The sequence below is a fragment of the Actinoallomurus acaciae genome, from assembly GCF_042429965.1.
Classification (GTDB): Bacteria; Actinomycetota; Actinomycetes; order Streptosporangiales; family Streptosporangiaceae; genus Actinoallomurus; species Actinoallomurus acaciae.
Genome location: NZ_JBHLZP010000672.1, coordinates 1 through 3,765, shown reverse-complemented (window position 1 = coordinate 3,765; position 3,765 = coordinate 1). Strand labels below are relative to the sequence as shown.

General features: G+C 71.6%; 3 protein-coding genes. 2 read left to right on the top strand and 1 reads right to left on the bottom strand.

Annotation, left to right across the window (positions count from 1 at the left end):
* Positions 1-152: 152 nt before the first annotated feature.
* Positions 153-1,520: an MFS transporter gene (locus ACFFNX_RS44690; RefSeq protein ID WP_378212341.1), complete on the bottom strand. Its 1,368-nt coding sequence runs from the start codon at positions 1,518-1,520 to the stop codon at positions 153-155.
* A 94-nt stretch (positions 1,521-1,614) separates the two neighbouring features.
* Here ACFFNX_RS44690 and ACFFNX_RS44685 point away from each other — a divergent pair, with 94 nt between their 5' ends.
* On the top strand, positions 1,615-2,283 hold the full coding sequence (locus ACFFNX_RS44685; protein ID WP_378212340.1) for a TetR/AcrR family transcriptional regulator: 669 nt from the start codon (positions 1,615-1,617) through the stop codon (positions 2,281-2,283).
* 525 nt (positions 2,284-2,808) lie between these two features.
* Complete coding sequence (locus tag ACFFNX_RS44680) at positions 2,809-3,693, top strand: NAD(+)/NADH kinase (protein WP_378212339.1); 885 nt, start codon at positions 2,809-2,811, stop codon at positions 3,691-3,693.
* Positions 3,694-3,765 lie beyond the last annotated feature (72 nt).

The following is a 3,765-nucleotide window of genomic DNA, read 5'->3' as shown; positions in this document are numbered from 1 at the left end:
TTAGAGGCCGTGCTTGCTTCACATCAGGAGCAACCGACTTTGCCGGGGCCCTGCCTGGGAGGGCGGGGAGTGTCCCTGGGCGGGGAGTGTCCCGGACGGCGCAGTGTCCCGGACGGCGCAGTGTCCCGGACGGCGGGACTTCGAAACACGGCCTAAACGGGCCGGCGGATCGTGGCGGCGACGGCGAGGGCTGCGACCGCGAGGACGGCGAACGCGGCGAACCCGGTGGTGTAGCCGGTCTCGGCGGGCGCGGGGCCGGAGGCCGACGCCGCGAGGACGGCCGCGGCGATCTGCGCGCCGACCGCCCCGCCGACCGTGCGCACGATGGTGTTCACGCCGGTGGCCACGCCGGTCTGCTCGGCCGGGGACGACTCGATGACCAGGTTGCCGATCGAGGCGAAGGCCAGCCCGTACCCCGCGCCGATGATCACTCCGGCGACGTAGAAGTCGGCCAGGTGTCCGTGCGCGACGGCGAGCAGAACGAAGGACACGGCGGCGCACACCGCGCCGATCCTCAGCGGTACCTGGGAGCCGACCCTGCCGCCGAGCCGGGCGGCGAAGGGGCCAGCGACCAGCATGACCAGCGCCACCGGCACCATGACCAGCCCCGCCTGCGTGGCCGAGGCGCCGAAGCCGTAACCGGCCGCGGCCGGTGTCTGCACGAACCGCGGGATCAGTGTGATCACGCCGAACATGGCCGCGCCGACGACCAGCGTCGCCAGGTTCGTCGTCGCCGGGGATCGCCGCCGCATCAGGCGTACGTCCACCAGCGGGCCGGCGGTCCGCAGCTCCACCAGCACGAAGGCCGTGGCCAGCGCGGCGGTCCCGGCGAACAGGCCGATGACGGCAGCCGAGCCCCATCCCCATGAGCGGCCCTGGCTGACCGCCAGCAGCAGGCACACCAGCGCGCCGGACAGCAAAGCGGCTCCGGGCAGGTCGACGCGGCCGGCGCCCGCGGGGGAGCCGGCCGGCAGGATGACGGCACAGGCCAGGGCGGCGACGGCGAGTACGAGCGTGCCCCAGAACAGCCAAGCCGTGCCGGGACCGTCGACCACCGGGCCGGCGACCACCATCCCGACCGAGCCGCCGATGCCGAACATCGCGCTGAGCAGGGCCACGATCCCTCGCAGCCGCGTGGCCGGCAGGGTGGCCCGTACGATGCCGAACGCCAGCGGGAACACGCCGCCCGCGACGCCCTGCAACGCGCGGCCGGCCACGAGGAGCCCGAGCGAACGGACGCCCAGCGCGCACACCAGCGTGCCGGCCGTGAAACATCCCAAGCAGACCAGCATGATCCGGCGATAGCCGAACATGTCTCCCAGCCGTCCGGCGATCGGCGTCGCCACGGAGCTGGACAGCATGAAGGCCGTCAGTACCCAGGTCACCGCGGTCGGGGAGGCGTCCAGGTCACGGCCGAGCGTGGGCAGCGCGGCGATGACGATGGTCTGGGCGAGGCTGGCGGCGAGCGCGGCGAGGAGCAGGGCCGGTACGAGCGCACGGCGCGTCTCCGGAGTCGTCATGGCATATCCCTTCATTGAGTTAGGGCAGCCTAAGTTTCGCGGACGCCTGTCCGCAAGATCTTGCGGACGATTGTCCGCGAGTACGGTTCTCTTCGTGGGTTCCTCCGATGACCGGCCCGGCGCGCCGAGGCGGCGTGCCTGGGGCAGCCTCAGCCGGGCGCAGATCGTGGAGACGGCGCTAGCCATCGCGCGTGCCGAGGGTCTGGATGCGCTGACGATCCGCCGGCTGGCCGCGGACCTCGGCGCCTCCCGGATGGCGCTGTACCGGCACGTCGCCGACAAGGACGCCCTGGTCGGCCTCGTGATGAACGCCATCGCCGAGCACGACCTCGTACCGCCCGGCATCGACGAGGGACCGTGGCCCCACCGGCTGCGGCTACTGGCCGCCGGGATGCGCCGCGAACTGGCCGCCTACCCGGGCATGGTCGAGGTGCTGATGACCCAGGAGCACAGCCACGGCCCGGGCGCGCTACGCCTGGTGGAGACCATCCTGACGATCCTCGCGGACGCGGGACTGGACGAGCGCCAGGCCGCCCGCCACTACATGATCTTCATCGACCTGGTACTGGGCCGCCTCGATCGCGAACTGCACGGCGACCCCATCGGCCGGCACCGCACCGCAAGCCTGGTGGCTTCGTGGGAGGAGAGCGACTATCCACGGCTGCGCGCCGCAGCACCCCACCTGCGGGAGGCCGACGTGGAGGAGATCTTCGACGCCGAGCTGGACATGCTGATCCACGCCATCGAGGCCGCCGCCCGTTAGGGCTCGACGTCACCGCTGACGGATCGCCCGGCCATGCCGAATGAGAGATCCTGCGCCCAGGAGCCGTTCGTCGGTCATCGGCTGAGCCGAATTCGCCGCCGGCGGGTGAGGACTGTTTCCGCTTGGAGCCGCCGCCTGCGACGTGCAGCCTCTCGCGACGGACAGGGACTGCGGAGCAGACGCTGGCGCGGGCCCCGAGAACCGCCGACGAGGCCTGATCCGGTCGGCGGTACCGTGCAGCCACTCAGGCCGAGACGATGGCGTGGCAGGCGCCGTACGAGTCGACCCGGGCACGATCCGGCCCGCGCGGGCGCGGATCGCGGTCCCTGCCTGCCCCAGCCCCAGCCGCAGCCGCCGGTCCGGGGTCCTGTCGGTCCGGAGCCCTCCCGCCCGGGGGCCTCCATCCCACTCACATTGTCCAGTGCTTGGATCCGTCGTGGGAAGGTGCCGGCCCGGCTGTGGATAAGCCCACCTCGCCTGCCTCGCCCCCGTCTCGACCCCTCCTCGGCGCGTCGAGGGGGTCCGGTGGCTCGTACAGTTTTCGGCATGGGCATGGTGAACACGCTCGGGTTGGTGTTGCACCCGAAGCGCGATTCGAAGGTCGCCATCGATGCGATCCTCAAGTGGGCCTCCAGCCGGGACGGGACGGTTCTCGGGCTGCCCGAAGAGATCGGCCGGATCGACTGCAGTGCGGTCGCGGTGCCGCCCGAGGAGATGATCGAGCGGGCCGATCTGCTCGTCAGCCTGGGGGGTGACGGCACGATGCTGCGCACCATGCGGCTGGCAGCCGGTCCGTCCACGCCGGTGCTCGGGGTGAACCTGGGCAAGCTGGGCTTCCTCGCGGAGATCGACGTCGACGGGCTGGCCGGTGCGCTGACCGCGATCGACGCGCATCGCTACCAGGTCGAGCCGCGTATGGCGATATGCGCTGAACTACCCGGTGGGCGCATCGTGACCGCGTTCAACGACATCGCCCTGGTGCGGATCCCCGGTGACGGGCTCGCGGCGCTGTCGGTGTCGGTGGACGGTCACCCCTTCGTCCGGTACGCCGCGGATGCGGTCATCGTGGCTACCTCCACCGGTTCGACCGCTTACAGCTTCTCCGCCGGCGGTCCGATCGTCTCCCCGACGGTGGAGGGGTTTCTGGTGATCCCGGCGGCGGCGCATTCGGCGTTCAACCGGGCGATCATGTTGTCGGCCGACGAGGCGGTGGCGCTGGACCTGCTACCGGGTTCGGGGGATCTCGCCGTCGAGGTGGACGGCGGGGTCGGCGCCCAGGTGTCGGCCGGCGACCGGCTGACCGTGACCGCCCTGCCCGCGGCGGCCCAGGTCGTACGGCTGGGCGGCACGACCTTCTACGAACGCGCCCGCCGCAAACTCCGCGTCAGTGGCAGCGCCGAGGTCGACTAGTACTACATGCCTAGATCGCTCCTGGCGATCGGATCGTTTCTCTGCGTGAGCGGGTTGGGGTGTGTGACGGTG

Excerpts from the sequence above, each read along its gene's own strand:
- ACFFNX_RS44690 (WP_378212341.1), bottom strand. The coding sequence starts at position 1,520 with ATGACGACTCCGGAGACGCGCCGTGCGCTCGTACCGGCCCTGCTCCTC.